Consider the following 2,197-nt stretch of genomic DNA (forward strand, 5'->3'; position numbering starts at 1 on the left):
GTTGCTTATATCACTATGTAGACTTCCCTAACGATGAGCAGCGGTTGCAAGAAATTGTCGAGAAGCATTACCAAATTCGTGAGGAAACACCCCCGCCTGATGATTTGATAAAGAATGCAATTAAGCGGTTTCTCGATGTGTGGAAAGAAGGTGGACTATTTAAGAAACCGGGAACCAGTGAATTTCTTGATTGGCTAAAAGCACTCCATACCTTTGAGTCAAAACCTTACAGCGCAGCTAAATTGAAAAAAGACGATTTACTTCCCTACCGAGAGTTATTATTTAAGCTTCAGCAAGACTGGAAGAAATATGCCAAAGCCTCATGAGTTCCTTTAACCCCCAAGATTTAATTACTCGCGCCTTGATTCGCCTACGCCAAAGTGGTTTTCAGCTTGGTGTAGGCGAACTTTTGGCAGCAAAACAAGCAGTTGAGGGGGGATTTGGGGAAACAAAGCAGGAACTAGGCGAAACATTAAAAATTTTATGGTGTCACTCTCCATCCCAACAAAGCCAGTTTGATACCATCTGGGAGTCCCTACAAGTTGATTCAACTCCAATACAACCTGAAAAAACCCCTCAGAAAGAAGCAAAGCCTGAAACTCATCAAAAATCGGTGGAGGAACCCCCAGAAATTTCCTCACCACTACCGCCTCAAGATACTGTAACTCAGGTAAAACCTGAACCGGAACTATCATCACTACCGATTCGAGCGCCCTTTGAACCTGCGGAAATTGAGGATACATCTACATTACAGGCATACTATCCCATTTCCCGGCGCTCAATGGTTTATAGCTGGCGATATCTCCGGCGACCTGTTGGCGATGGAGCATTGGATGTATTAGATGTTGATGCCACCATTGAGCAAGCAACTCGCCAGGGATTCTACTTAGCTCCAGTTTACCGCAGAAGAGAAAGAAACAATGCCCATCTTTTACTGCTGCTGGATCAAAATGGCTCAATGAACCCTTTTCACCGCTTCACTCGTGATTTAGTGGAAACGGCACTTTATGAAAGTGACTTGCAACCGGAAAAAGTAGATATATTTTATTTCCATAACGTCCCTGCTGCTAGTGTTTACAAAGACCTCTACCTAACAGAACCAATTGCTTTACAAACGGTATTATCAACCTGCGATAATCAAACCAGTATATTGATTGTCAGTGATGCTGGGGCTGCACGGGGGTATCGGGAGTTAAAGCGAATTCGAGCAACTACCAGTTTTTTATTTAAATTGAAGCAGTACAGTTCTTTAATTGCTTGGTTAAATCCTATGCCTGAAGAACGCTGGATTGGCAGTTCAGCAGAAATCATTGCTAATTTGGTGCCAATGTATCAGATGGATAATAATGGCTTAAGTAATGCTATTGATATTGTGCGCGGACAACCTCTACAACACCTACATTCACCTTTCTCATGACAGATTTAGCTGATGCAGAACAATTGCGAGAACAGGCGAAACAAGCAGTAGATAGATTTGTGCGGCGTTTTGATGAGTCTTATCGGCTATTGGCGTATCATGCTGCATTACCTTTGGTGCTAACTCCAGAATTAGTAAACTACTTACGTAATGAATTTTTGCGAGGTGAGCAAGTTCCTTGGGTAGCAGAGGTTGACTTGTTGTTGTCTGACTTGTGCAGTCAAGTTGGTTATGAACTTTACGCAATGGAAACCCATGTGCGGGAATATTTGCTAAAGGAAATGCAGCAAGACTCGCGCTTTGGTAAGCCACGAATGCAGAAAGTAGCACAGGTCTTATATAGTTATGTCAACTATTTAAGTCGTTTAAATCCTGAAAGACGGCAACAAGAAATAGAAGCTCAACGATGGGCAGCAATGGTATATCTGGGAGATGAACAGTGCAAAAAAGCAGCACGAGAGATTACCCAACGGCTCATAGAAACTAGTAGTGAAACAGGTTCCGCAAATCTTACTGAGTCGGGAATTCGGGCAGAATTAGCGCGATTAACCCGCATTACCGAAGAATTATCACCTCAGTTACAACAAGAGGGAACTTTACTAGACTACGCAAGATTGGTACAGCGAGTTTTAAGAACACCAGAGTCTGTCACTCCAGATGAACTAAATCGTTCCTATCACATAGACGATCAGGAACTGACATTTCCACAAAGGTTGTTGCCAAAAGTTTTGGCGGAGGCTGTGACATCTTCTGTACCAAGAGTTACTAGGATTGAAGGCT

General features: G+C 42.9%; 1 protein-coding gene and 2 pseudogenes. All 3 read left to right on the plus strand.

Annotation, left to right across the window (positions count from 1 at the left end; translation table 11 throughout):
• Positions 1 to 326, plus strand: a pseudogene (locus ACYTXL_RS33600) (AAA family ATPase); the annotation flags it as partial.
• Positions 323 to 1,417, plus strand: coding sequence for a VWA containing CoxE family protein (locus ACYTXL_RS33605; RefSeq protein WP_461928359.1), 1,095 nt, complete (start codon positions 323 to 325; stop codon positions 1,415 to 1,417). The pseudogene ACYTXL_RS33600 and the gene ACYTXL_RS33605, both read left to right, overlap by 4 nt.
• Positions 1,414 to 2,197 (plus strand): annotated as a pseudogene (locus ACYTXL_RS33610) (formylglycine-generating enzyme family protein); the annotation flags it as partial. The gene ACYTXL_RS33605 and the pseudogene ACYTXL_RS33610, both read left to right, overlap by 4 nt.

Source organism: Nostoc sp. (assembly GCF_054880495.1).

What these genes read in the sequence shown, in the direction of transcription:
- ACYTXL_RS33605 (WP_461928359.1), top strand. Translation starts at nt 323, where the DNA reads ATGAGTTCCTTTAACCCCCAAGATTTAATTACTCGCGCCTTGATTCGC.